Source organism: Paenibacillus sp. J22FR21 (genome assembly GCF_056269135.1).
On record NZ_JBWDNJ010000004.1, the window covers coordinates 645,997 to 671,021 of the forward strand.

At 50.2% G+C, this 25,025-nt stretch carries 20 protein-coding genes; 2 read left to right on the forward strand and 18 right to left on the reverse strand.

The window, feature by feature from the left end:
* Positions 1–145: 145 nt before the first annotated feature.
* Positions 146–925, reverse strand: a complete 780-nt coding sequence (locus tag AC0YNS_RS18275) for a phytanoyl-CoA dioxygenase family protein (RefSeq protein WP_475782390.1) — start codon at positions 923–925, stop codon at positions 146–148.
* Positions 926–1,067: 142 nt separating this feature from the next.
* On the opposite strand from AC0YNS_RS18275, the gene AC0YNS_RS18280 reads away from it, so the two are divergent.
* Positions 1,068–1,958: a helix-turn-helix domain-containing protein gene (locus tag AC0YNS_RS18280; protein WP_475782391.1), complete on the forward strand. Its 891-nt coding sequence runs from the start codon at positions 1,068–1,070 to the stop codon at positions 1,956–1,958.
* 98 nt (positions 1,959–2,056) lie between these two features.
* On the opposite strand, the gene AC0YNS_RS18285 is transcribed toward AC0YNS_RS18280, so the two are convergent.
* The 4 genes from AC0YNS_RS18285 to AC0YNS_RS18300 form a co-directional block, all read right to left on the reverse strand.
* Positions 2,057–2,809 carry a response regulator transcription factor gene (locus AC0YNS_RS18285; protein ID WP_475782392.1) on the reverse strand — a complete coding sequence of 251 codons (753 nt, stop codon included), beginning with the start codon at positions 2,807–2,809 and terminating at the stop codon, positions 2,057–2,059.
* Positions 2,810–2,841: 32 nt separating this feature from the next.
* Complete coding sequence (locus AC0YNS_RS18290; protein ID WP_475782393.1) at positions 2,842–3,672, reverse strand: carbohydrate ABC transporter permease; 831 nt, start codon at positions 3,670–3,672, stop codon at positions 2,842–2,844.
* A gap of 3 nt (positions 3,673–3,675) precedes the next feature.
* The gene (locus AC0YNS_RS18295; RefSeq protein ID WP_475782394.1) at positions 3,676–4,560 is read right to left on the reverse strand and encodes a carbohydrate ABC transporter permease; all 885 of its coding nucleotides are present in this window, start codon (positions 4,558–4,560) and stop codon (positions 3,676–3,678) included.
* Between the two features lie 110 nt (positions 4,561–4,670).
* Positions 4,671–6,041, reverse strand: coding sequence for an ABC transporter substrate-binding protein (locus AC0YNS_RS18300; protein ID WP_475782395.1), 1,371 nt, complete (start codon positions 6,039–6,041; stop codon positions 4,671–4,673).
* Between the two features lie 217 nt (positions 6,042–6,258).
* On the opposite strand from AC0YNS_RS18300, the gene AC0YNS_RS18305 reads away from it, so the two are divergent.
* The gene (locus AC0YNS_RS18305) at positions 6,259–7,200 is read left to right on the forward strand and encodes a glycoside hydrolase family 113 (protein WP_475782479.1); all 942 of its coding nucleotides are present in this window, start codon (positions 6,259–6,261) and stop codon (positions 7,198–7,200) included.
* Between the two features lie 383 nt (positions 7,201–7,583).
* Here AC0YNS_RS18305 and AC0YNS_RS18310 read toward each other — a convergent pair whose 3' ends face one another.
* From AC0YNS_RS18310 to AC0YNS_RS18370, 13 genes are all read right to left on the reverse strand, one after another.
* Positions 7,584–8,963, reverse strand: coding sequence for a sugar phosphate nucleotidyltransferase (locus AC0YNS_RS18310; RefSeq protein WP_475782396.1), 1,380 nt, complete (start codon positions 8,961–8,963; stop codon positions 7,584–7,586).
* 36 nt (positions 8,964–8,999) lie between these two features.
* Positions 9,000–9,821 carry a DUF6492 family protein gene (locus AC0YNS_RS18315; RefSeq protein ID WP_475782397.1) on the reverse strand — a complete coding sequence of 274 codons (822 nt, stop codon included), beginning with the start codon at positions 9,819–9,821 and terminating at the stop codon, positions 9,000–9,002.
* A 144-nt stretch (positions 9,822–9,965) separates the two neighbouring features.
* Positions 9,966–10,790: an ATP-binding cassette domain-containing protein gene (locus AC0YNS_RS18320; RefSeq protein WP_475782398.1), complete on the reverse strand. Its 825-nt coding sequence runs from the start codon at positions 10,788–10,790 to the stop codon at positions 9,966–9,968.
* Positions 10,760–11,557 carry an ABC transporter permease subunit gene (locus tag AC0YNS_RS18325; protein WP_475782399.1) on the reverse strand — a complete coding sequence of 266 codons (798 nt, stop codon included), beginning with the start codon at positions 11,555–11,557 and terminating at the stop codon, positions 10,760–10,762. Before AC0YNS_RS18325 ends, AC0YNS_RS18320 begins: the two co-directional genes overlap by 31 nt.
* Positions 11,558–11,569: 12 nt before the next feature.
* The gene (gene ssuD, locus AC0YNS_RS18330; RefSeq protein WP_475782400.1) at positions 11,570–12,715 is read right to left on the reverse strand and encodes an FMNH2-dependent alkanesulfonate monooxygenase; all 1,146 of its coding nucleotides are present in this window, start codon (positions 12,713–12,715) and stop codon (positions 11,570–11,572) included.
* 48 nt (positions 12,716–12,763) lie between these two features.
* Entirely contained in the window at positions 12,764–13,777 is a 1,014-nt protein-coding gene (locus tag AC0YNS_RS18335; protein ID WP_475782401.1) for a sulfonate ABC transporter substrate-binding protein, read from the reverse strand.
* Positions 13,778–14,292: 515 nt separating this feature from the next.
* A complete protein-coding gene (locus AC0YNS_RS18340; RefSeq protein ID WP_475782402.1) occupies positions 14,293–16,068 on the reverse strand; it encodes an alpha-L-fucosidase in 1,776 nt (591 codons plus the stop codon).
* A gap of 74 nt (positions 16,069–16,142) precedes the next feature.
* Positions 16,143–17,876 carry a type 2 periplasmic-binding domain-containing protein gene (locus AC0YNS_RS18345; protein ID WP_475782403.1) on the reverse strand — a complete coding sequence of 578 codons (1,734 nt, stop codon included), beginning with the start codon at positions 17,874–17,876 and terminating at the stop codon, positions 16,143–16,145.
* A gap of 66 nt (positions 17,877–17,942) precedes the next feature.
* Positions 17,943–18,851: a carbohydrate ABC transporter permease gene (locus AC0YNS_RS18350; protein WP_475782404.1), complete on the reverse strand. Its 909-nt coding sequence runs from the start codon at positions 18,849–18,851 to the stop codon at positions 17,943–17,945.
* 26 nt (positions 18,852–18,877) lie between these two features.
* Positions 18,878–19,816 (reverse strand): ABC transporter permease, encoded by a 939-nt coding sequence (locus AC0YNS_RS18355; protein ID WP_475782405.1) that lies wholly within the window; start codon positions 19,814–19,816, stop codon positions 18,878–18,880.
* 214 nt (positions 19,817–20,030) lie between these two features.
* Complete coding sequence (locus AC0YNS_RS18360) at positions 20,031–21,854, reverse strand: cache domain-containing sensor histidine kinase (protein ID WP_475782406.1); 1,824 nt, start codon at positions 21,852–21,854, stop codon at positions 20,031–20,033.
* A complete protein-coding gene (locus AC0YNS_RS18365; RefSeq protein ID WP_475782407.1) occupies positions 21,835–23,472 on the reverse strand; it encodes a response regulator in 1,638 nt (545 codons plus the stop codon). The genes AC0YNS_RS18360 and AC0YNS_RS18365 overlap by 20 nt, the downstream gene beginning before the upstream one ends.
* Before the next feature lie 132 nt (positions 23,473–23,604).
* Positions 23,605–24,714, reverse strand: coding sequence for a nucleotidyltransferase domain-containing protein (locus AC0YNS_RS18370; protein ID WP_475782408.1), 1,110 nt, complete (start codon positions 24,712–24,714; stop codon positions 23,605–23,607).
* Positions 24,715–25,025 lie beyond the last annotated feature (311 nt).

A 25,025-nucleotide genomic window follows, 5' to 3' on the forward strand; every position in this document is an offset into this window, starting at 1 on the left:
GCGGGATTGAAGGCTTTAAGCGGCATATCCGCTTACGAGCTTGAAAACGGGTAAGCTCGGTTCTAGCGGGTTACAATGCTCGCGCTTCGGGCGAGTAACGCAAACAAAAAAAAGCCGGACAGGATCGCCCCTGTCCGGCCTCTTATTAGATCGAAATAACCGAATATTCCGGTCTTGCTTTGTTGAAGTTTGGATTCTCGCCGCATACCATGAGGCCCATGCCCCAGTTGATATGCTCTTGTTTGGATGGGAAGTCTGTTGCGCTGCGGTATTGGAACAGCACGTTGCGGCGAGTCCGCTCGCTGCGGTTAGCAGGTGAGCCGTGAATGGTCAAGTAGTTGAAGAACAGCACATCGCCCGCTTCTGCTACGCATGGCACACCATCGGATACCGGATATTCCTTCGCATTCAGGTAATGTCTGCCCATGTGCGGCAGTTCGCCCCATTTGTGCGAGCCCGGCATAACGTGCAAGCAGCCATTTTCCAGGTCTGCATCGTCCAGATGGACACTTGCGGCCAACATTGTGTGCTGCTCATGCGGGAAGTAAGGGTGATCCTGGTGCATTGGGAACGCGGCGCCGTTTTCCGGCGGCTTCACCAGCATTTTGGAATGGTGGAGTTGAACGTTTGGTCCGATGATTTGCGACAGCACATCCGTCATGTTCGGGTGCGACAAAGCGCGAAGGAAGGAAGCATCATGGTAATGCACATCATGGAAACCTTTCAGAACGAGCTTCTTCAAATCTTCCGCCGGCAGGAAGTCACCTTGCCACTGTGCATTGTGATCCATATTCGCTCTTGCTGCGCGATCGATAATACCGTCAACCGCTTTGCGCATCGTTTCAATTTCACCTTTGTTGAATACGCCTTTCACTAGCAAATAACCATTTTCTTTGTAAAATTCTACATCCTGAGCTGTAATCATGTTACAATCCCCCTATGAGTGAATTCGCTTTCCTATGACCTTATTGTAGTAGAATCAAGGGGTTTCGGTCTTTAGCCGTTGAAGCCAGCTTTTTGTCTTTTCACGCCAACCACTATAACCTGTCCGGAGGTGCCTGTTAGTCATGTATATGTGGGAGGAAAGCGACACGTGGCTGAATCAATATGCCTTACGGCTTAAAACAGCCGAAGCGGTATTTACCGTTCACTATTGGGGCGTTCACGAGCGCCATACATCCAATTTTCTGCATAAGCATTCCTTCTTTGAAATTTGCTATGTGCTCGGCGGTAAAGGCACCTATCTCGATGACGGCGTCACCTACCCTTTGCAGAAAGGAACAATGTTCTGCTCCCGCCCCGGCATCACCCACTACATTCAAGGCGAGCCGGAGAACAGCCTTCTCTTCGTCGCTTTTGAGATTGATGAGAAAGGAAGCTCAGATGCGGTGCGCTCCGCCTTCCAAGCGATGGCAGAGACGGACACCGTCATCGTCTACGATTGCGACGAACTCCCTGCCTCCCAGCTATGGCGCTCGCTGATCCGGCGTCAATCCGATTCGCCTTCGCTGCCGGAATCCGTACTGCCGCAGCTTGCTGCATCTCTGTTACTCGCCTTACCCGGCCTATTCTGCAAGCCGCTCATGCAGCCTGGCAATATGCCGTCGGCGATGCCTCGCCGAAGTTCAACTGCACTGCTGAAACAGGCGAAGCTCTTCATTACCGATAACTTGAACGATGACGAGCTCTCGCTCGACAAGGTCGCAGCCCAGATCAATCTATCGCCGCGCCACTTATCCCGCCTGTTCTCTTCCGGCGTCAACGAATCCTATACCAATTACGTCCGCCAGCAGCGTGTTCGAAGGGCGGCTGAGCTGCTGCGATATTCCGAGTTAACGATAAAGGAAATCGCCGAGCGGACCGGCTTCGGCTCCGTCCATTACTTCACGCGCACCTTCCACTCGCTCATGCACGTCACGCCGGCCAAGTTCCGCGACGACGCACGATCGCATGACTAAACAGCTGGGAGTTAGGAGCTGGAACAAGGAGCTGCGATCGCATGACGAAAGAAAGCTAGCCGAACCACTCGTCCGGCTAGCCCACTATCCCCCGCCCCCTAAGGCCAGCGATGTTTATCTTTATAATCCTTCGGCGTCACGCCGACCATTTTCTTAAACAGCTTGTTGAAGTAAACCGGGTCGCTGTAGCCGACCAGATGCGAAATCTCATAATTCTTCAAATGCGGATGATCGGCTAGAAATTGCTTCGCCTTCTCAATTCGAAGCTGAATCAAGTAATCCGTAATCGTCATCGACGTCTTGTGCTTGAACAGCCTGCTAATGTAGCTCGCATTCATCCCGACACTGTCCGCCAGCCGCTCCAGCTCAAAGTTCTTATCATATTCCCGATCCAGAATATCCTTCATCTGATCAATAATATAATGATCGCTCTCCAGCTGCGCGCCGTCTTCCACCGCTACCCCGCTGCCGTTGCACTTCTCCGTGCGGATTTTGCCCAGCAAGTCGAACAACGCACTCTTATCCACCGGCTTCAGCAAGTAGTCTCTTACCCCAAACCGCAAGGCAGACCGCGCATATTCAAAATCACTGAAGCCGCTTAAGATGATAATGGTAATGTTCTTATATTTCTCCCGCACAAGCTCGCTCAGCTTCAGCCCGTCCATCATCGGCATCTTAATATCCGTAATGAGTACATCCGGCTCTTGGCTCTCATGCCCAAGCAGGAAATTCCACGCCTCCTGACCGTTGCTGAAGGAGCCGATCACATTATGCGTTTCATCACTCTTCATAATGATTTTCTCGAGGCCAAGACGGATGAACTGCTCGTCGTCCACGATCATGATTTTCATGTCTTTTCCTCACCGCCCAAGCGAAAGTAGCCTTATTTTACCGCACCGCTCGTCACACCGGCAAAAATATATTTCTGCAGGAACAAGTAAAGCAGCGAAGTCGGAATCATGATAATGATGATGGCCGCCGAGATACTCTGCCAATCCCCGCTGTTCACACCGAAGAATCGCATCAATGAGGTCGATACAACCACCAGCTCGGGCGTCGGCATATACAAGAATGGCGTGTAGATATCGTTATAAATGCTGATCGTCTTCAGAATCACGATCGTCGCCGTCGCAGGTGCCAGCAGCGGGAAAATAATCGTCGTATAGATTTTGAACAATGAAGCGCCTTCAATCATCGCACTTTCATCCAGCTCATAGGGCACATTGCGAATGAACTGCAGATAGATGTAGATTTGCAAAATATCAGCGCCAATATAGATCAGCATCGGCCCCATCAGGTTGTTCGTCAGGTGCATCGATTGAATCGTCTTAAAGTTCACGACCTGTGTCGTAATCGAAGGGATGACCGTCGCCATCAGAAACAGCCCGACGAGGAAACCTTTGAACCTAAACGTAAACCGCCCAACCGCATAGCAGAACGCCGAGCCAAGCACGATATTCAGAATCAGCGTAACCGCAACAATAACCAGTGTATTGCCAAAAGCCTTCGTCATATTCGCCTGCTGGAACGCATGCACGAAATTGCCGAAATGGAAGAACGAATCCGGCAAGGACATCGTCGACTTCGTTTGGAACTCTTCTTTGGTCTTGAAAGCATTCACGATAATGACGTAAGGCGGGAATACGATCATGAAAGACGCGAACAGCAAGGTCAAATATTTCACAGTAGATGCAATCGGATTGTGCGCGCGCATGCCTTAGTCCCCTCCTTTGCTGAAGAGCAGACGCTGAATCGATAGCACAAGCACAACTATTAATAGAAGCACGACGCTCATCGCTGATGCCAAGCCATAATTATTGAATTGGAATGCCGTTGCAATGATTTTGAATACATAGGTTTCGCTCGCGCCTGCCGGTCCGCCGTTCGTCAGCACAAACGGAAGGTCGAATACCTCAAGTGCTCCGGTGACGGTCAGGAACAGGTTAAGCTCGATGATTTTATAAATATTAGGCAGTGTAATGAAGAGAAATTGTTTCCACGCGTTAGCTCCGTCGATTTGCGCCGCTTCATAGAGATCTGATGGAATGGACTGCAACGCTGCCAAGTAGATAACCATGTTAAAGCCCATAAACCGCCAGAAGCCGATCGAAGCCAGCGTGTAGTTGACGAAGGATTCACTGCCGAGCCAGCTGATTTCACCATTCAGGCCAATTGCAGCAAGCAGCGTATTAAGCGAGCCTTGCGTCGTGTCAAACACATAACCAAACAGGTATGCCACCGCCACGCCGTTTAGGATATATGGTAAAAAGAGCAGCAGTCTGAAGAAATAACGTCCCTTCAGCTTGCCGTTCAAGACGATTGCAAAGTAAATGGCCGCGATGTTCTGCACGATTCCTACGGCGAAGTAGGCAAAATTGTGCTTAAACACGCCGAAGATATCGGGGTCGGTGAATACTTCCTTGTAATTGTCCCAGCCGATCCATTCTTTATCCGGGCTCAGTCCGTCCCAATTCGTGAAGCTAAGGTGAAACAGCTCTAGCGTCGGATAATAGGAGAAAGTCAGCAGCAGCAGGAGCGGTATGATCGTAAAGGATGCAATGATAATGATGCGCTGTTTCTTAAAGGATAGGTTGCCTAGCATGATGCGATCATTCCTTTCTGCAATTCACCTTGTGGCGGAAGGCCCTCACCTCGAACCTGAAAGAGCCGTTCCACCCTGGCAAAATTGATCTAGCTTTAGCTTACCGACTACTATTTCACGATTTGTTTCTTCGCTTTCGCCCACTCTGCGTTCACTTTATCCAGCACGGCTTGCGGGTTTTTGGAAAGAACGAACTCTTGAAGTACTGCATCTTGATCGATTTGCGCTTTGTTCAAGATCTGTGTGGCAACATCGTCACCGGCTACAGCTTCAAAATAAGTCGGGTTGTACGTATTGAATTCTGCCAGCTGTGCAAGCTTCGGTTGTTTGTCTTTCAATGTTGGAATGAAGCCTGCGAACTCATCGTAGCCGGACTCTTCGATCATCCATTGCACGAACGCTTTGGCTGCTTCCACGTTGCCGTCTTTATTGACGCCATAGAACCAATCCGGGTTAAGCGGTGCTTTGGCTTGACCGGAGTTGTCGGCAGGGAATGGGAAGAAACCTACATCGGATGCTGGCGCGCCGGCATCGATAACTTGGTTAATGACCCAGTTGCCAAGCAAGTACATGGCAAAGTTGCCTTGCGCTACATCCTTCTTGGACTGCTCCCAGTTCGTGGAATTCACGTCCTTCTCGAGGAAGCCTTTCTCCTTCAGCTCGCGGATGATGCTCCACGATTTGCCGTAAACGTTATCCATTGTGAATGGCGTGTCCGTGTCTTTCCGTTTGTTCTGGTGGTCTGCGGCTGCTCCGATAATCGTCGGCACATCGCCGGACCAAGCGCCAAGCGGCCATTTATCCTTGAAGTTCGATGCGAGCGGCACGATGCCGGCATCCTTGAGTTTCTGGCTGGCTACGAGGAACTCATCGTATGTTTTCGGAACCGCGGTAACGCCTGCTTTCTCAAAAGCTTTCTTGTTGTACACAATTCCTACCGTGCTGTTGCCGGAGGAGATACCGTATGATTTGCCTTCGAAGGATTTGAAATCTTTGAAGTAGATGTCGCCTGAGAACTTGATATCATCCAGCGGTGCAAAATATTTCGGGTAATCGGAGTTTGGAATCAATCCGCCGAGCAGAACGACATCCGGATAAGTGCCGGAAGCGATACGAATTTTCTCGTTTTTCTCATAGTCGGTAATCGCTTCGAATTGCAGGTCTACGCCGGGGTACTTCGCTTCGAACCTTTTCTCGTAATCGTTATACTCCTTATCTACCATATCTGTACGGTTCGTTAGGAATACGACCTTGCCGCTCAGCGCCTTCGTGTCTCCGCCATCGTTAGTCGCTGCTGCGTCGTTGGTTGCTGCATCGTTCGTTGCCGCTGCGTTATTCGAAGTGTCTGCGTTTGCTGCAGTGGCGTTGTTGCTCGCATCGGCATTCGCGTTCGTGTTTGCGCTTTCATTATTGCTGCCGCAAGCAGCCAGCGAGGTGACGAGAAGAAGTGAAATCATCGTATACGAGATTGTTTTGTTCATTTGTTGTTCCCCCTGTTTCGATTATGATATCGCTTACATGTGTAACTATAAGCCAATCGCTAAGGGGGTAAAATGGTTTCAATTGTGATTTGTAGTCTTCAATTGACTTTCTGGTCCACGTTGATAAATGTCTATTGACTGCACGCCCTCGCATTTGTTTTACTGGAGCAATGAAACAGGAGTGTAATGAGATGGAGGCTGAGACGACGTGCAGAAGATGGCGAACTACTATGGTGGAATGACCTGGGGCTGGACCGGAATTAGAGGCACTTGGGGGACCGAACAGGCGGAACGCTCTATGGAGCTTATGCAAGAAGGACTGGCTGTCAACTGGACGGCGATCACTTTCGCCGCGCTGCAAGCACATCCGCAAGCTACGGAAATTAAGTACGGGGAAGCGCCTACGGTGACGGATGAGGAAGTACGCTGGGCCATTGAGAAAGCCAAATCGCTTGGCCTACAAGTCTGTCTCAAGCCGGTCGTCAATTGCGCGAACGGCACTTGGCGCGCACACATTAACTTCTTCGATGTAGATGTACCGTGTGAGCCGAAGTGGTCGGAGTGGTTCGCTTCGTATACCCGCTTCATGCTTCATTACGCGCAGATCGCGGAAGAAACCGGCTGCGAGATGCTGTGCGTCGGCTGCGAAATGGTGCAAACCGATCGACGGGCTGCGGAGTGGCGCGCGTTGATTGCGGCGGTTAGACGTGTCTACTCCGGCGTCATTACCTACAACTGCGACAAATACCAAGAGAATCAAGTAAGCTGGTGGGATGCGGTGGATGTAATCTCGTCCAGCGGCTACTATCCGATCGACACATGGGAGGAGCAGCTTGACCGGATCGAAGGTGTCGTGAAGCAGCACGGCAAACCGTTTATGTTCATGGAGGCAGGCTGCCCGAGCCGTGAAGGCTCGCAGCATTTGCCGAATGATTGGGGATTGCCGGGCGAAGCGAGCGAGGATGTGCAAGCGCGCTATTACGAAGCCATGTTCAGCCATTGCGACAAGCGCGACTGGGTAGAGGGCTTTATGCTGTGGGATTGGCCGGCCAAGCTGTACAAGCCGGAGGACGCAGCGGCTAATAAGGACTACTGTATGTACGGCAAGCAGGCCGAAGCAGTCGTTCGAGACTACTATCGCGCGAAGACGGTTATTTAAAGAAGCTGAGAGTCGGAAAACCCGACTCTCAGGTTGTTGCCAGGACCCTTGCTCCGTCAGCGCTCACGCTAACGAACCGTACAGGTCTTATTTGAGTTAAATAACCTGGTTTGGAATTTTAACGAACCCTACGGGTCTTATTTAGTGGCAGGTTCCCCCCAATCACTCCGATTTCCCTCAATAAGACCTCCACGGTTCGTTAGATTTGAAAAGCAACCATTTTCGTCCGAATAAGGCCCCTACGGTTCGTTAGCGTAATGGCGTTTAGGCATTGTCCTTTGCGCCTGGCGTCTATGCAACTTCCCTTGCGCACGGAGTCCAGCAACTCCTGTACACGTTCCCCCGCAAAGCCAGCTAGCACCTACCTTACCGAACAGGCCACCTCACTCACCCTTCTTGCAATACCGAATAATCTCCTCCCAGGTCACGGCCAGCCGCAAGATGTCTGCTTCAACGAGCTCCGTCCCGATTTGGATCTCAATATATTCAAGCTGCGTAATTGCTTTGATGGCATGTCTCGCACCGGCAGCAATTTGAAGAACATCTCCGGTTTGAATACCCGTACTGACGCCCTCCAAGATGAACTCTCCTTGACCACTTATAATTGTCCATATCTCTTGCCGCATCTGGTGGGAATGATAGCTTGTATGTTTCCCGGGCAGCAATTCTACTTTCTTCGTCAACGTTTCCAGCAGGCAGTCGCCTGTCTTCGATTGATCCAATACCCGATAGGTCCCCCATCTTTTCTCTCCGTACATCGGCTGTTGCCGGGTGCTGCGCAGCTTCTTGATTTGGTTGGATTGGTCCTTATTGGCAACGAGAATCCCATCTGCACTGGCGGCTACAATAATATTGGAGACACCCACAACATGGATGGGATAGGCAAGTTCATTGACTAGATGCGTATGCACACAATCGCTGGAGATCTCCCCAAGGCCAACGACACTGCTTCCAAAATAATTCGGCAGCACACTCCAGTCACCAAGATCCTTCCACATATTACTGAAAGGGAGAACGACGACAGGCTGCGTTTTCTCCACGATCTCGACATCGAAACTCGCTTCAGGCAGCTGCTCGTAGCAGTCTAGCAGCTCGTCATAATCTGTCGGCAATCCTCTGCTTTGCAGACTGGAGAGCATGAAGGACAACGGAAAAGCGAACACGCCGCAATTCCACATCGCCTGACTGCCGATGAGGCGCAGCGCGGTCTCCTCATCCGGCTTTTCCACGAAATAGGCGACTTCTAAGTAGTCCTTATCCGCTGAATCTTGCTGCGGCGCAGGTACAATGTAGCCGAACTGGCTGGAGGGATGATTAGGGGTTGTTCCAAGCAACGCCAGCTCCGAGCCCGATTGTTTGAGGATTTCAGGAAACCGGCTCAACAGGCTGAAGAATTCCGACTCCGCAAACAAATCCGCCGGTATCACGCAGATCGTTTCATTCGGCGCTACCCGCAGCTTGGCATGCAAATAACTCACGGCCAAGGCAACCGCCGTGAAGGTGCCTCTTCGATGGGGTTCTGCCAGGAAAGGGACTTCGTCACCGATATGATTTTGCATAATTTCGGCTTGACTCTGATGCGCTACGATCGAGGTATGTGGAAGTAAACCCGCTTCCTCCAATTGTCGGCAGATTCGCTGTATCATCGATTCCATGCCGCCATCCTTCGAGGGCAGAAGCTTTAGAAATATTTTCGAACGAATCTCATTCGATAATGGCCAGAGTCTCTTTCCTGAGCCGCCGCCAAGCAGAACAATCCGCACGTACATGCCTCCCCCTCGAGTTGGATTGAAGCAGCATCATTTCCGCTTCCCGGCCGCTTTCCTCGAATAGCCTTTGCGTTTATGAAAAGAGAGCGAGCGATAGCTCTTAGCCAGCCTCTTCAGTTGTTTAGGTGTCATTCGTGCAATATTCGTTGATAGACTCTTATTCAGCGCCTTCCTGCGAGCAATCCCGCCCGGGTTCTGCGCGTAAAGGAAGTTGCCGTAGGTTTCGAATTCAGAGAAGGCAAACTGCTTGGTTTTGTCCATCTTCCGTAGGATCGCCGAGTACCAGCTCATCCCGTGTTTCGCTGCAATCGTCCGCTTCAATTGCCGCAGCTTTGCCTTCTCAAACAGCATGTAGTGCGCAACGAAGGAGGTAGGGGATGCGGCTCGCTTCCCCATAAGCTTGCGATAGGTTCGGAAATATTCCGGCTGGCTCCAGCTGCGGGTGTAGAACAGCGTCTTCTTGCCGGTTCGGAATACATGGGGCCGGATTAAGATGGTGTCTGCGTCGATGACCAAGAAGTATTTCGAGGTACATAATTTGTCCCCGCCCATTTTTAACAATTGCTGAAACATCCAACCCGACCGTTCCCACTTCTTGGAGCGATAGTTGATGTTTCTCTTCGTAATCGGAAGCACCGTGTTCTCGTTGACGAACGTGCATCTCTTACGCTTACACAGATTCCGCATTCGGACTCGGTTCGGAGCTACGATCATGAAGCGGCCAATGGGATGCTTTACTTGTTTACGCACAGCATCGATCACATAGGGCAGCGTTGATAAATCCTTCTCAATTGCCGGGATCAGGACATCTATTCGGGCGTTGCTAGCTCTGCTCTTGATAGGGGCCGACATCGCTTCATCTCCATTTAGCAAGTAATGAGATCATGATATGCGGATAGAGAATAATTGGACTAGGCATCTCCATAACTGCCATAAAGACAATAAAAAAACTGACCCTGAGAGTTTGCACTCTAGCCTAGGTCAGTTCTTTGTAATTTAAATCGAGAACCCGTTACGATCACCGTCCGGCTGCCGCCTCGCAAGTACGCGATTTAAGATGGTGTTCTCATAATGGGTAAATCCGCTGTCCTTCTCGCGCGGGCGCGCCAAGGCGATGGAGACATCCTGCGCAATGGTGCCGTTCTCCACCAGCACCACGCGATCGGCGAGAGCGACGGCCTCACTGACGTCATGCGTCACGAGGACGGCAGTAAATCGCCTCTCCCTCCACAGCCGCTCAATCAGCTGCTGCATCTCAATTCGAGTAAGCGCATCGAGCGCACCGAGCGGTTCATCAAGCAGCAGCAGACTCGGGTCTCCGACGAGCGCCCTTGCCAGTGAAACACGCTGCTTCTGCCCTCCCGACAGCACAGATGGCCACTCCTTCGCACGATCCGCGAGTCCAACGAGTTCAAGCGCATCCATAGCTTTCGCGCGATCGCCCCCTGGCACGCCGATTCGAACGTTGTCGAGGACCGATTTCCACGGCAGTAATCGAGCGTCTTGAAACATCACCCGCACATCCGAATTTAGTCCGGAAGTGGTTTTACCGCCGAAAGTCACCGAACCTTGCGATGCGGCTTCCAACCCGCCAAGCAGCCGCAGCAGCGTGCTCTTGCCGCAGCCGCTTCTGCCCACAACGGCTAAGAATTGCCCGGATGGAATGGATAATTCCAATTCGCTCAGAACGGCGAGATCGCCGAAGCGAACGCCTGCATTCCGAACGTCTACTTGAAGCCCGCGAGGTGCCTCATGCACGACCAGCGGCGTCTTCTCTTCGGGTTCGATGCTTATTTTCCTGGACGGAAGTGCGAATGCCATTTCAGCCAGCTCCTTTCCATCAGCTTTGCCATCCAATCCGAGAGCTTGCCGAGCAAAGCATAGATGACGATGCTGAGCACGACGACATCCATCTGGAAGAACTCACGGGCATTCATGGCCATATAGCCAATACCGCTGTTCGAGGATATCGTTTCGGATACGATCAGCGTAATCCACATAATGCCGAGCGCGAATCGAAGGCCAACTAGGATGGACGGAAGCGCACCCGGAAAAATAATCGTTCGAAATAGGGAATACCCTCTCAAACCATAAGTCCGACCCATCTCGATTAAGCCGGGATCAATCGACCTTATGCCATGGAGCGTATTCAGATAGATGGGGAAAGCTACTCCCAATGCGACTAGAAAAATTTTACCTTGTTCGCCAATGCCAAACCAAGCGATGATAAGCGGAATAAGAGATAAATGCGGGATTGTACGGATCATTTGGATACTGGAATCCGTCAGCTTCTCCGATAATGGAAGCAAGCCGTTCAGTATGGCCAGGACAAAACCGATGCCGCCGCCAATTGCAAAACCAATCAGTGCACGACGCGTGCTGTCCCCGATATAGATGAACAAATCTCCGCTTCGCACGAGCTTAGCGCCTGCTTCGAGTACGGATACCGGCGTCGGCAAGATGCGGGAGGATATCCATCCCACGCTTCCGAGCCATTGCCACAGCACCACGACCAGGATCGGAATGACCCATTCAAGTCCTACGGATAGCGTTCTGGTTTTCCACTTGTTATCTGCTGGACTCTTCATCTGCTTCCCCTCCTAGCTGACCGGCGCTCGTTCCGACGGCTTGATCGAGTTCGCGATAAGCTCGCCGAACGGACTGGTCGAGGTCGGGCCTTGCACCGTAGCTGATCGATTCAAAGGCAAAAGCGGGAATACGAGATCAGCGAATTGGTAAGCTTCCTCGAGATGCGGATAACCCGATAGTATGAATGTATCGATACCTAGATTGGCATACTCCTGCATCAGTGCAGCCACTTCAGCGGGATTGCCTACTAACGCTGTTCCAGCTCCACCGCGGACTAAGCCCACACCTGCCCACAGGTTCGGATAAATTTCTAGATGGCTTCGATCTCCGCCATGAAGTCGCGTCATCCGCTGCTGCCCTTCCGAATCGTAACGGGCAAACACCTTCTTGGCCGCTGCTATCGCTTCTTCATCGACTTTGCTGATTAGGCGATCGGCTTCCTTCCACGCTTCTTCGGACGTTTCGCGGACGATGACATGCAGACGAATGCCAAAACGAACCTCGCGGCCACGCTCTGCTGCCAACTTACGAACACGATCCAGCTTCTCCGCTACTTCCTGCGGGGGCTCGCCCCAAGTGAGATAGACGTCGATATGGTCAGCTGCGACTTCCTGCGCAGCCGGCGATGATCCGCCGAAATAGAGCGGTGGATAAGGTTTCTGAACCGGTGGATAGAGAACTTTGCCGCCTTCTACCTTCAGGTGAGTGCCTTCGAAATCAACGGTTTCTCCCTCGAGCTCCCTGCGCCATACTTCCAGAAACTCCGACGTCAGATCGTAGCGTTCATCATGCCCGAGGAACAAGCCGTCTGCCGCCAGTTCTACCGGGTCTCCCCCTGTCACGACATTGACGAGCAATCTCCCTCCGGAAAGCCGATCGAACGTGGCAGCCATTCTGGCCGATAAGGTCGGTGACATAAGGCCCGGTCTCAGGGCAACGAGAAACTTAAGCTTCTCCGTAGCCGATATGAGCGAAGAAGCCACTACCCACGCATCCTCGCATGAGCTCCCTGTCGGCAGTAAAACACCGCTGTAACCAAGTCGATCTGCAGCTTGCGCGATTTGCCTCATATACGTTGCATCAACGGCGCGGGCTCCTTCGGCAGAACCCAGATAACGCCCATCTCCATGTGTCGGAATAAACCAGAATACTTCCATTTCAATCACCCTTTCATCTACATTCAAATGTTCGATTATTTCAGTCCATTATTTCAGTGTGGCATCCTTAACCTGAATTTCTTTCGGGATCAGCTGCAGGTTGAAGAACGTATCCGCAATCTTCTGCTGCGCTTCGATAATGGCGTCGTCGATCGGCGATATGCCGTAATCTCTGCGGCCCGATGCGAGCTCAAGCGATGGAATGTCGATGCCGAGCTGCGGTGATAGAAGTGCTGCCACTTCTTTCTGATTGGCTTTGGACCACTCGTCAACCTTGTTCAACTCGTCGATGAAAGAATCGATAGCCGGTTTATTCGCTTCTGCGAATGTACGCGAAGCCAGATAGAATTCGATATTCGATACAAGTCCTTCTCCATCCGTAAGCAGCTTCGCCCCGGTTGCCGTCTGAGCCGCAGCCAGGAACGGATCCCAGATCACCCATGCATCAACGCTTCCGTTCTCGAACGCAACTCTGGCATCACCGGGCTTCAAGAATACAGTCGTGATATCCTTGTAATCCACGCCTGCTTTCTCCAGTGCTTTGACAAGCAGATAGTGAACATTGGAACCTTTGTTCAAGGCGATTTTCTTGCCCTTCAGGTCAGCGAGTGTCGCTATCTTGGAATCCTTCGGAACGATAATCCCTTCACTCTTCGGGCTTTCAGGCTCGTGGGACAGGTAGACAAGAGGCGTGTCGGCAGCTTGCGCGAAGATTGGCGGCGCTTCTCCGGTGTGCCCGATATCAATGCTGCCAACATTAAGTGCTTCAAGCAATTGCGGTCCGCCCGGGAACTCCGTCCACGTCACTTTGTAGCCTTCGGACTCGTAACGTTTCTCCAGCGTCCCTTGCGCTTTGAGAATATTAACCGTGCCGTATTTCTGATAGCCGATACGAATTTCTTTGGTGCTTTTAGGGGCATCTGTTGTTGTCTCCGTCGTTTCTCCTGTAGTCGTCGTGGCGTTGTTTCCCTCTTTACCGCATGCAGATAAGATAAGGACGAAGCTTAGAAGCGAGATCACGAGCAAGCTGATGGCTCGTAGCGATTTAGTGGTAGTTGTCATCTTTCAAAACCCCTTTTTTCTTGGATTGCAAACCAAAAACCGGAGGCTTCCACAGTCCAATCCCCATAAAGGAGTATCGGCTATGGAAACCTCCGGTTGTCCGGTAGGCTTCTTGCTATTTGTTGTTGGTTTTATGATATACACATTAATCCGATAAGTCAACTATGAATTAGTGATGGGCAAGCCTTTTTTTAAAAACAAAGAGATGGAGCAGCTTTCCCCTGCGCCATCTCAAGATGATCCTCTAACCAAATTCCGCGAAAATCTAACGAACCGTAGGGACGTTATTCACCTGGATTCCTCACCTCTGAAAATCTAACGAACCGTACGGGCGCTATTTCGGAAAAGCGGCTCCATTTCCCCCTCAAACCACCAAATAGCGCCTCAACGGTTCGTTAGCATTTTTTGGGGTCTGTTTTCGGGCATATAAGCGCCGTATGGTTCGTTAGAGCATTTCACGACTGGCAATCCGCCTATCGAATCGCACTCGCCTCTCACTCCCCGCCAACCCTCTACTAAACATGCACCAGCCGCAAACTAATCAGCTGGAACGTTTCCGTGCCGCCGTGGTTACTCAGTGCGGTCAGCCTAATATGTGTCGCCCCGCTGACCGGTTTGAAGGCAATCATCTGCATGCCGCGCTGATTATGCAGTTCACCGCATGCAATCGGCTCGCCCCAGTTCACGCCGTCTTGGCTGACATGAAGCTTATATGCTTTGAGCCGCTCGCCAATCGGAGCTGCATAGCCGCCATCAAGAACAGCGCCGGTCTCGGGCTGTGTGACACAAAGCCCCATCCATTCGTATTCCGCCTCACCTGAAGTCATCTGCAAGGTCAACGATTGCGGCCATGCCCGCATCGCCAGTCCTCGGAAGTAAGATTGATAGTTATCGTTCAGCACATTGACAGCCGAGGCATACGGCAGCTCAGAGCTGGCCTTGGCAACAAGCAGCGCTGTTGGGACAAGGCGAGCTTGCGAGGCCACAGTCAACTTAATGACCATATCTCCATCAACTCGAACCGTTTCCCATGATGGAACTTCGATCATCAGATATCCATCCTTCTGCTCGAACGGCAGCGGCTCGCCCGTTCTCAAGTCCGAGGCTGCAAGCACATCATAGCCCGCATCATGCAAGATCAGAACCTGCCCACTAGGCGGGGTAAGGACATGCAGATAATGCGTTTCCCCTCCGGGCACGACCGTCGTTATCCCATATGCCCCCTCATTCCAATATCCCGGCGGGAATCCGCCTTGATCATAGCCGCCTCCAACCGTGCCATAGATGGACTCCTCAGCCCAAGTCATGAAACGGTCAAAATGATCGGTGAAGCTGTCCAGTACCTCCGGAAATTCCCCGCCGATCTTCGGACCGTACCCCAGATGGGCATTCCAAGAAGTCCCTGCGACTGTAACGATCTTCTTCACAAGCGTTGCATTGTCCGGAACGTCCGCATAGTTCTCCTCATAGCCGCCCCATGCAGCGTTTCCTTCCCCCAAATACCACCAGTCCCATTTGGCCTTGAAGGCAAACTCCTTATCCCCTGGTCCAACCCATGTGCCGCTTGCCCAATCATAATCCGGCTGGCATACCTTACCGAAATCCTCCAGCGCCATGGCATCCTCGTCTTCAACAGGCCCTTTGCTGAAATCATTGTTGATGAGAATGATGTCCTCCCGCTTCCGATGAAGCCTGTCAAATACGTGCTGCGCTTCAAGCTTGTCATGGTAGCCATCGAACCAGAAACCGGCCACGCTCGGATAGCGATCCAACAACTCTTCCATCACCTCAATACTATAAGCAAGATAGCCCTCACGCGAAGTAATATCAAGCGTGCCATCCTGCTTATAGGCGCGATAATCCTCCTTATTCAACCATTCGATCCCGCCGTGAATGGCGTTCTTCGAATCCCGGTTTATATACACGATAATCCGGATACCCGCAACTTCAGCTGCATCCAGCATCTCTTGCAAATAGTCCCGCCCCGTGCTATGACTCCCCGCCACGTCCGATTGCCATATTTTCAAATAACCCTGCTGACAGTGAAACGTAGCCAGCGTTATATACTTGGCACGAAGCTTCACAGCCGTACTGACCCACCTTTGCGCATTCCAGCCTGCCTCTTCCACAGCTTGATCGAAAGCCTCAACCGTTTCATAAATATAGCGAAATTCCTGCCCGAACGGATCTGTCTTATGCTCCCCCGTATGCATCCCCCAATGTAGAAACAATCCGATACGCGCATCGCGGTACCACTGCTGCAAACGCTGATCTTTCCTCCATGTATCCACTTCGACTCCCACTCTCCCTTTCATTAAACGAGGCACATCGCCGCGTCCTGCTTAGCGATGTGCCCCACGGCCATTTATTGATTAACTGCAGCTTTCGTGTCATCCCATGCTTTAACCCACCATGTATTGGAGGTTTCGACTCCGTTAGATTTCAGATCATCCAACGTCTTCTGCTTGATCTCATCAAAGTCTGCATCGGAATCCGCCATAATTGCTTTCGCAACGGCTTTGATCATCAATTCTTTAAGCTTGGCGTCAATTCTAGAGATATCGTCCGGCGTGCTGGGAAGCGCAGCAGGAATACGAGTATCCATGTTTTGCTGGTTAATCGACTTGCCTGCTTCTACGTTCTTGAGGAAAATTTCTGCCGGGAAAGATACGCCGTAATGATCGCTGAAATCCTTCGTAAGCGGATCTAGCAGACCGTTGAACGATTTGCCGGAGCTGAACAAGTCTACTTCGGTCTTATCTTCCGGATTGATAACGAAGTTACCCAATCCATTGTAGATACCGGTTTGTGCGGCGCGAACGCCTGTGTTTCTGAACGCATCGCCGTTCTCGATCTTCGCTTTATTCATCGCATCGCTGATTGTCGGTACGCCTGATACCAAATCCCAATCCGTACCTTTGACGCCGCTGTAAGCAAGGCGGGAGCCTTCATACGACCAAAGGTAGTTCAGAAGATCCATAGCGCGGTCCGGATGCTTGGAGTTCTTCGTTATCCCGAGCGACTTGTCGAACCAACCCAATTGGTTGGCGCCATTCCATTGATGTCCCCATTCCAGCGGGATTGTCGCATAGCCGACTGCATTCGCATTGTTCTTGCCGTTAAAGCCGCCGTTAAACCAGCTCGCAGGAGAGTAGAGAATCGAGCCGTTTGCCATTTTGGCGCTGAAGTCACCGGATTGCATCGTTAAGGAGTCCGGATCAAGCAGCCCCATTTTTCTGGCTTTGTAGTAGAAGTTTACCGTTTTCCAAAGTGGCCCTTCAGTATCTGTGAAGTTGTTTACGAGCTCATTCGTATCGGATTTCACAACGTAACCGTTATTGCCCCAATCGGCATAACCGTACAGAATCGCCATCGGCATGTAGTAGCTCCATAATCCCCAGTCATTCCACGCTGCTACACCGTAGGTTTTGTAGCCTTCAGGCGTCTTCGGATGCTTATCCTGCATTTGTTTAAGAATGTTAAGCAGTTCGTCTTCACTTGTAATCGCAGGGTAGCCAAGCTCTTTATAATAGTCCCATCTCGTAACCACACCAAGGCTCGCTTCAAAGCCCATCATATCCGGCCCCGAGTTCACCGGCATGAAGTACAGCTTGTTAGAGCCGTTACTGCGGAACTTTCTCATGAAGTCTACGACTTCAGGTACGTTATTCAGGATGTTCTGACCTTTTGTTTCGATCATGTCATCCATGGCAATGACTTGCCCGCCCTCGATAACACGCGCTTGATCCTCAGGCTTGAGCATGATGATGTCCGGGAGATCTCCCGAAGCAAGCAGCACCTTTATTTTCTCGTCTTCGGCGACTACCCACTCCACTGTGATGCCCAGCTTCTTCTGGATCTCTTTGCCGACTTCGGTTTCAGCAAACGGAACCGCAGGCGCTTGGTTGACCAGCATCGTAATCGTCACCGGCTCCGGCGCAGGCGCTTCCTTCGCATCTGAATCAGTTGATCCTGTATTCTCCGAAACTGCTTGGTTCGAGTTTCCATTGTTTGACCCCGAGCATGCAGCCGCTGAGAACAAGAACAACAAAGCGAGCATTGCCATCAAAGTACCCCTGATACCCTTTCTTCTCCTCACTTCGTTTCCTCCTCATTCAATATTGATTATCAGTACGCATCGTACCGGGTAATCCATCCTTAGCCTTTAACCTTTAATAGCGCCCATCATAATGCCCTTCACAAAATACCGCTGCATAAACGGATACACGCAGAGTATCGGCAATGTAACAACCATCGTGATCGTCATGCGTACCGTTTGCGGCGTCATATAGACTGCGTTTGCACCGCCTCTATTAATCTCCATCCCGGATTGCCGCGATAGTGAGGATGCTTGCGTAATGTACTTATAGAGCTCATATTGCAGCGTCTGCAGGTGTTTATCGCTGACGAGAATATAATTATCGAACCAGTTGTTCCACTGATCCACCGCAGTGAATACCGCGATCGTAGCCAGAATCGACGTAGAAATCGGCATAATGATTTTCCAATAAATCGTGAAGTAGCCGGCGCCGTCAATCTTTGCTGATTCCTCCAGCGACTTGGGCAGCTGCTCGATATAGGTTTTGATCAGGATGATATAGAAGACATTGATTGCACCCGGTACGATGTAGAGCAGGAAGTTATCATTGAGGTGCAGGTTCTTCATGAGCAAATACCAAGGAATCAACCCCGCGTTGAAATAGAGCGTGATAACCAGAAACCGGTAGAAGAATTTCCTCATCGGGAACTGCTCAATGGTCATTAAGTAAGCAAACAGCGAGCATAAGAACGTGGTCAGCAGCGTGCCAAGCACAGTCCTTGAAACCGATATGAACGTTGCACTCAAGATCCCGTCAAACTCGAACACCTTGCTATAGGATACGAGCGTGAATCCTTTGGGAAACCATGTGATCCCGGTCATCGCCTCCTGCGAGCCGCTGATAGAGTAGATGAAGATATAGTAGAATGGATAAATGCACAGAAGCATAAACAAAGTGATGATCGTATAATTCACGATTTGGAAGCCTATATTGGACAAGCCGGATGATGATTTAGATGTATTTAACGTTTTCATGCTCTCTCTCCTTGTACCAAACTAAGCTACACAATTCCGTACCCTCTGATCCGTTTGGCCAGGCCGTTGGCTGCGAAGAGCAGGATGATGCTGATGAAGGTTTTCGACATCCCGAGTGCCGTCGAGTAGGAGTAATCGGCGTTCAATATTCCGGTACGGTACAGGTACAGATCGAGCACCGTTATTTTGTCAGCCACCAATCCGTTGTAGAAAACGAGATATTGTTCCATCCCAACCGAGAGTAAATTGGACATGCCCAGAATCATCAATACAATAAATGTCGGTGCTACACCGGGTACCGTGATATGCCAGATTCTGCGGAACCGCCCTGCCCCATCCACATGCGCGGCATCGTACAGCTCTTGATCAATTCCGATAATGGCCGCCAAGTAGATAATCGTTCCCCAGCCAAGCGACTTCCAGATCCCCAGCATCGTTTGAAAGATCCATACGACGTCGCCATTACCGAGCAGATTCGTCGGCTCTTTAATCAGGTGCAGATTCATCAGCAGCTCGTTGAGCAGGCCATCATTGGAGAAGACCGAGAAGGCCAGTGAGAAGACGATAACCCAGCTTACAAAGTGAGGGAGCGTGATGATCGTCTGCACAATTCGCTGAAAGCTGGTATGCTTCACCTCAGATAATAGAATGGCGAAGATGACCGGCAATGGGCTTGTAAGGAGATTTAAGAAGTAGAACGCCAGTGTGTTCTGCAGCGCATTCAGCAGGTCATTACCGCTTGTCGTGATCAGTTCGAAAAACTTCAATCCGACGAACGGCGTCTTGGCTAGCGGTATGCCCGGCTTGTAATCGAAGAACGCCAATACCCAGCCGGCCAGCGGTATATATTGAAAGACGAGAACTAACAAAATAATCGGCAATCCGAGCAAAAACAGCTTCGTTCTGTCAGATAAAAACTTCTTCCTTAAAGAAGCTGTGTACGATACGCTGACCTCTGTTTTCATGTGTTGGTTCTCCTTACTCATTTGATAAGTTAACTATACAAGGGCAGCAATCGAGCTTGAATAGCGGATTTAACGGATTTATGGTAATATTTGATCCGGTTTGCGGGGTAAGCGAGGCGAGTTGAACATTTTTACGATAAAATTGTTCGATTATTAGATAACATAAAAAAACAGCGGCTCGAAATGTTTCCGGGCCGCTGTTTGTATGAATCGATCATTCCATCCACTTTGGAAGTCTGATGATGACCTCTGTTCCTAATCCCTCGCTGCTTTCCAGCGTAATTCCATACTTCTCGCCAAAGTTGAGCATGATCCTTCGGTTTACATTACGCAGCCCGATTCCCGCCACCTTCTCTTGCTCTCGATTGAAGATTGGCTGATGCAAACCGTTCTTGATCCCGGTGAGCTTGTCCGCCGCGATCCCTATCCCATTATCCGAGACATGGACAATTAGCTCGTCTCTGACCTCTTTCATCTGAATGACGATATCAATTCGGTTGACCTGCTTGCTCAATCCGTGTACAACCGAGTTCTCGATGATCGGCTGCAAAATAAACTTGATGATGCGATAGTCCACCAGATGCTCCGGAATATCGAACCGATAGCTGATTTTGTTATTAAACCGCCAGTTCATAATTTTCATGTAGTTCTCAAGGTAGCTCATTTCTTCTCTGACGGTGCACATCGGCTCATTGCTGCTGTAGAGCGGGTGCAGAATGTTCCCTAAGGCGACGACGCTGTCGACGATATTGTCCGCTTTGTTGATCATCGCCATCCACTTGATCATGTTCAGCGTGTTGTACAGAAAATGAGGATTGATTTGATTTTGCAGCGCCTCTATCTCCAGCTCCTTCTTCTCGCGTTCCACCTCGGTATTCTTCGTCACGAGCTCCTGAATGTTAAGCGACATCTCATTGAATCGCATGATAACAAGTCCAAGCTCATTCTTCGGAATATTCGGCAGCGTGATCCCCAAATTTCCTTTCCCCATATCCTTCATCTTCCGTGCCAGACTGCTGAGCGGATTCGTAATTCTTCGCATCGAGAATACAAATACGACGACAATCAGAAGTAAGCTGATCACAAATACGAAGATCACGACTTGCTGCAGTTCAATAACGTCGCTTTGCAGGAGCTCCAGCGGGAATTCCCTGATCACGTACCAGCCAGTTTCTTGAATGCGATAATAGACCACCATCTTCTTGGTGCGCCCTTCCGTAATGTTGATGCTCTTGAAATCGACACCGGGTTCCGGCTTGAATAAGGCTCTCTGGCCTAGATCCTTATTCCGTGTGCTGGAGATGATCATTCCGCTGGCATCCATGATATACATATAATCGTCTGGCGAGCTGATGAACTTGGAATAGGTCGAGCGCAGCTCCCGTTCGTCGATATTGAACACAACCACCGAGGAAAGCTTGGACTCCAGCAGCGCTCGCGCTCCCATTACGAAGCTGACGACATAACCCGGGTCCTTCGTATCTTCGACAATATCGTAGTACCAATTCTCCGTAATCCCGCCGTACCACACCGGATTCGGGTACGTTTGCAGCGCTTGATCGTACAGGCCCGACGTGATGAGCTTGTGCTCGTTGCCATGGCTGTTGACGACACTTCTCGTCTTGCTGCTGCCGATAATGCTGTTTTTCGTGAACACATAGATGGAATTAAGACTGTTATTATAGCTGTTTGTAAAATCACTGATTTTCTTAAACACATTTTGCTGCATTTCGATCGATTCATAGGTGGACTCGATATTGTCCGCTTTCAGAAACTCCTGAACCTCAGAATCGATCAAGAAAATGCGATATATTTTCTCGACCTCATTTTGCAGCGTCTGAATATTGTATTCGGATTGCCTGAACTGCTCGAAGATGTACTTCTCGCTGCGCTTCTGCAGAATATGAATCGAGGAATTATAAACGAGATAAGAACCAAGAAGCATAACAATCATCCAGATCGCAACGAAGTAGACAAGCAGCTCAAACCCGATACTGCGAAAGAAGCCCCTCCTGATCTTACTGATCGATAATTTCACCTTCCGGTTCCTCCGCCTGCTCCACAAGCCATTGTTTTCGATATTCACCTGTCGTCATGCCGGTTACCTTCTTAAAGATTTTGCAGAAATAGGTGTTCTCCTTGAAGCCGACGCTTTCGGCAATTTCGTAGGACTTTAAGTAGGAGTCCAGCAGCAGTTCCTTCGCTTTCTCGATCCTAATCTCATTTAAGTAATCGATGAAATTAATCGTCATTTCCTTCTTAAACAGGCTGCTCAGGTAACTCGGACTTAAATTCACGTAGACAGAAGCTTGCTGAAGGGACAGATCGCTGCTGTAATTCGCCTCCATATAGTCGAGCGCCAGCCTAACTTCCTTGCTGACGACTCTTTTCTTTCTCTTGGACGCTGCAATGCTCGACAGAAAATCATAGAAGCTGCGGTGAATTTCATCCAGTGTCTCACTCTGCCTGATCGATTGAATGACCGCAAGAATGACTTGCTCACTGCCTTCTTCTTGAAACTTCAAGCTATTGACCGTCCACTGGACGAGGTGACAGAACTTCTCCAGAACCTCTGCTCTGGAGTGAGATGGCTCCTTCATTACGGAGCGGAAACGGTCGCCATATTCTTGGAGGAAAGCCGGTGTCATGCCCGCTACTCGCTCGCTCATATTCAATATTTCTTCTGTTTTCTCCTGTGTTACCGCCTGTCTGTCAAAATCGACATAACGACCGTAGATCCCGGTACCGCCGAAGAACTTGTCTTCCAATGCACTCAAGGCTTGATCATACATGCTCCGCAGGGATCCATAACCGGATCGAATTTCGCTTACACCGTAAGATACCGTAGCGTTGAAGTAGGTTTTGAAAGGGGTTTCAATTTCTTTTAGCATGTGCAGGACTTCTTCTCGGATGATGCGCTCCTCCGCCAGCTTGTTGTAGCTGAAGATAAGGATGTACTTAGCTCCGTCATCGCAGAAAGCTTCTCCATTACGAAAATGAAGGAACATCTCGTCCAGTACGTTCAACATCGTATGCTTGACCAATTGGCCGTTTGTATCTTTAAATAGCTTTTTGATTTTGGCAAAATGGTCCATTTCGAGCACGCACATGATCATGCGTTCCGATCGAAGATGGAAGTCATACTGCTCAACCAGCGCTTCGAACTCTCGTTCCGAATAGCCGTTGTACAGTATATAATCCTTCATAATTTTTTCTTTGATTACATGTCGATTCGCATCGCTGATTTTGGGAAGCGATGACGGCTGACGGCTCTCGTCCGCGGACAGTTCTTGCTGCATTTTGCTCAGAATGACATTGATTTGTTCGATCGTCATCGTGAGCTTAAGAATATAATCGGATACCCCCAGCTGGAGCGCTTGCCTGACGAGGTCAAACTCCTCCATGCAGGTTAAGATGACAATTTTGGTGCTTTTGTCCCTCTCTCTGATCCGGGCAATCAGATCCATTCCGCTCATGCCGGGCATTTTCAAGTCCGTAATGATCAAGTCCGGTTTCTCTTTCTCGTAGATGTCGAGTGCTGACTCCCCGTCAGCTACATCTGCAATGACACACATGCCAAAGCTCGACCAGTCGATCGCGTTTTTCAATCCCATTCTGACCAGCATCTCATCCTCGACGATCATGACACCGAACACATTGACCCCTGCCCTCTAGTGTAGAATATGCCCCGGTACAACGTTAAGCTATATTCTATGCTCCCGATGCATTCCTGTAAAGCAATAAAGCATGCCGGTTATGGCATGCTTATCGTTTCGTTCCCGTGCTGCTTAAACGCGTTCATTCAGAAATTGTTCAAACTGACCGAGATTGTTGAAGCGGTTAATCGCTACCCCTTGGGACAGAAGATATTGCTCGAGATGCTGATCCAACCGCACGACGGCGTCATGAAGCGAAACGAGATGATGAGGGTCAAGAAGTGCTAATAAATTAGGAAAGCCTGCTTCGTTATAGTAGGAATGATAGGATAATCCGGCTTCCAAGGAACCGGGCCACATCCCTTTCTCAAAAAAGTAGAGAAAACGAGCGACTTCATCCTGCACGCGTATGGACCAATAAGAGACCGTGGAGTACTCATTCTTCTCGCACGCCGTTCTGATTTTGTCGAAGATGCCTTTGATCTCTTCGTAGAAACCTATCGCACGGTCCGAGTAAGAAGGAGCGCTTGCAAGGGCTGCTCTCTGTTCCGTCAATAAGGCAACTGTATCATCTGTAAGCTGCTCGCAGGTTTCCCGGATTTCGCTGCATGAGCATGCGCGCAAGATCGATTCAATCTGTTCTTCCAATCGAGCCGGACGCAGCGGGAGTTGCAGCAGCTGCTCGCGATTCTTCCCCCACCCCCTTGTCATATATGTTCGATTGAGCAGTGCCAGCGCATACACCAGCTTATTCAATACATCGTGGGCTTCAATCTGGCAGACAGAAATGTCGTCTTCCTGAAGTCGGCTCATTTTGTAGAGATGCACGTAGACTTCGCGCAGCTGAGACTCAGCCTTCTCGATGAATATCTGTGGCTGTTGAGGGAGCTCGGCGATGGTCTCGCGCAGCTTTAGAAACTTCGTTCGATCTTCCTCGGAGCGAACATACAAGATTTCGCAATCGGCGATGATCGTCGTGTTCGGCTCCTCGAATTTCGCCATCCGCTCCGCGCGTTCCCAACTGATCGGCCAGAAATCAAAGCTGATGTCGTTCAGCACAAACTGTACGCTGGCACCATAGCCTCTGCCAGATGCAGGGATGAAGAAGAAATCCAAGTCCGATCGTGCTGTTGCTGTCCCTTGTGCGTATGATCCGTAATAGGCAATAAGAGCAACATCCTCCGAGTAACGCTCGCGTATATGATTCACTAGCGTTTGTGCAACGTCGAATACATTAAGCATGGTATAGCCTCCTTTGTTATGAAATCTAGTTTAAGTAACGTAGAGTGCAGCATAGGAACGACAAAAAGCCGTGAATGAATATTGCTCATTCACGGCTTCTCGAATATAGCCAACCCTAACGGGACGTAAATAACGTCTCACTAGAACAGTCTACACGGAGCAATGATGATCAATAGGTTCGATTCAGACACCCATAAACGTCCGCATAGCTAAGCAAACCTCACTCTACCGGAGGCCGACACCGCTCTCGTTCATGGTTATTCAGTTCGCTATGACGCGATACCTGCTGCCTGGAAACCTATTCGATCAAC

What these genes read in the sequence shown, in the direction of transcription:
- AC0YNS_RS18285 (WP_475782392.1), bottom strand. Translation starts at nt 2,809, where the DNA reads ATGAAAATCATGATCGTGGACGACGAGCAGTTCATCCGTCTTGGCCTC.
- AC0YNS_RS18350 (WP_475782404.1), bottom strand. Translation starts at nt 18,851, where the DNA reads ATGAAAACGTTAAATACATCTAAATCATCATCCGGCTTGTCCAATATA.
- AC0YNS_RS18325 (WP_475782399.1), bottom strand. Translation starts at nt 11,557, where the DNA reads ATGAAGAGTCCAGCAGATAACAAGTGGAAAACCAGAACGCTATCCGTA.
- AC0YNS_RS18320 (WP_475782398.1), bottom strand. Translation starts at nt 10,790, where the DNA reads ATGGCATTCGCACTTCCGTCCAGGAAAATAAGCATCGAACCCGAAGAG.
- AC0YNS_RS18280 (WP_475782391.1), top strand. Translation starts at nt 1,068, where the DNA reads ATGTATATGTGGGAGGAAAGCGACACGTGGCTGAATCAATATGCCTTA.
- ssuD (WP_475782400.1), bottom strand. Translation starts at nt 12,715, where the DNA reads ATGGAAGTATTCTGGTTTATTCCGACACATGGAGATGGGCGTTATCTG.
- AC0YNS_RS18275 (WP_475782390.1), bottom strand. Translation starts at nt 925, where the DNA reads ATGATTACAGCTCAGGATGTAGAATTTTACAAAGAAAATGGTTATTTG.
- AC0YNS_RS18355 (WP_475782405.1), bottom strand. Translation starts at nt 19,816, where the DNA reads ATGAAAACAGAGGTCAGCGTATCGTACACAGCTTCTTTAAGGAAGAAG.
- AC0YNS_RS18295 (WP_475782394.1), bottom strand. Translation starts at nt 4,560, where the DNA reads ATGCTAGGCAACCTATCCTTTAAGAAACAGCGCATCATTATCATTGCA.
- AC0YNS_RS18290 (WP_475782393.1), bottom strand. Translation starts at nt 3,672, where the DNA reads ATGCGCGCGCACAATCCGATTGCATCTACTGTGAAATATTTGACCTTG.
- AC0YNS_RS18315 (WP_475782397.1), bottom strand. Translation starts at nt 9,821, where the DNA reads ATGTCGGCCCCTATCAAGAGCAGAGCTAGCAACGCCCGAATAGATGTC.
- AC0YNS_RS18370 (WP_475782408.1), bottom strand. Translation starts at nt 24,714, where the DNA reads ATGCTTAATGTATTCGACGTTGCACAAACGCTAGTGAATCATATACGC.
- AC0YNS_RS18335 (WP_475782401.1), bottom strand. Translation starts at nt 13,777, where the DNA reads ATGACAACTACCACTAAATCGCTACGAGCCATCAGCTTGCTCGTGATC.
- AC0YNS_RS18300 (WP_475782395.1), bottom strand. Translation starts at nt 6,041, where the DNA reads ATGAACAAAACAATCTCGTATACGATGATTTCACTTCTTCTCGTCACC.
- AC0YNS_RS18305 (WP_475782479.1), top strand. Translation starts at nt 6,259, where the DNA reads ATGGCGAACTACTATGGTGGAATGACCTGGGGCTGGACCGGAATTAGA.